2 protein-coding genes are annotated in these 874 nt (G+C 44.5%); both read right to left on the bottom strand.

Going from position 1 to position 874, the window contains the following annotated elements; translation table 11 throughout:
- Positions 1-385 (bottom strand): ArnT family glycosyltransferase (locus tag R7E78_RS25360; RefSeq protein WP_411913769.1); only part of this gene is annotated, 385 nt, incomplete at its 3' end.
- The coding region (locus R7E78_RS25355; protein ID WP_318058505.1) for a VTT domain-containing protein at positions 382-874 on the bottom strand (493 nt) is incomplete at its 5' end. The genes R7E78_RS25360 and R7E78_RS25355, both read right to left, overlap by 4 nt.

Genomic DNA, 874 nt, shown 5'->3' with positions numbered 1-874 from the left:
CCACATTTCGCGCAGTTTTGACATTCCACAGCTTTGCGGAAATATCGTAACAGCACACCAAAGCAATTAGGCTGACAATCGCATTAGGTAACATGAACGTTGCTTTTAGGCTGCCGGTCAACCAATAAAAAGCCGCCATTGACCACATAAATACTGGCGGTTTATCGGGATAGAGCTCTCCCCCTCTGGTAGGAAAAAACCAGTTTCCTGATTGCACCATCTCTCGAGCAACTTCGACAAAGCGTGGTTCATCGGCAGGCCACGGGTCGCGTAACCCTATCCCCGAAAAAATAATGATGAAGGCGAGGAACAACAAAAACCATAGGGTTTGATAATAGTCATCACTTTGCCAAACTTGTCGACACTTGGACGTCACTAAGCTCATACTTCCTCTTCCATATTCAATAATTCAACACGACTTTTAATATGATCTCGATAGAGAAACCCTGTGAGTACCGCGCTAACGATACCAAAGAAAATACTGAGATATATCATTGTATTACTCGATGAATGAATACCAGCGCCCATCAATGCGAAGATGATAATTTGAGGCAAGTATCCCAACAGACTGGCGGAGATAAAGGCAAAGAACGGCACTCGGACACTACCCGATAAAACGTTGGTCACGACGTTATTCCCAATCGGAAACAAACGTAGCAAAAGGATTTTGTAAAACGGCTTACGACTCGCAAATGAATTAAAACGCGTCATTTTTTTCGGGAACCGTCGATATAGCCAATTTCCGATGAGAAAGCGCGCGCAGGCGTAGTTAAATGTCGCCCCAAAAACACAAGCAAATAAGGTGATAAGCACGCCTAATTGGACGTGGTATAAATAGCCGAATACCAATGCGATGGCTTGCTTTGGCCCACTC

The organism is Vibrio sp. YT-19(2023), from assembly GCF_033337395.1.
Note: the sequence above shows the minus strand (reverse complement) of the source record. Positions and strands in the feature narration are given on the sequence as shown.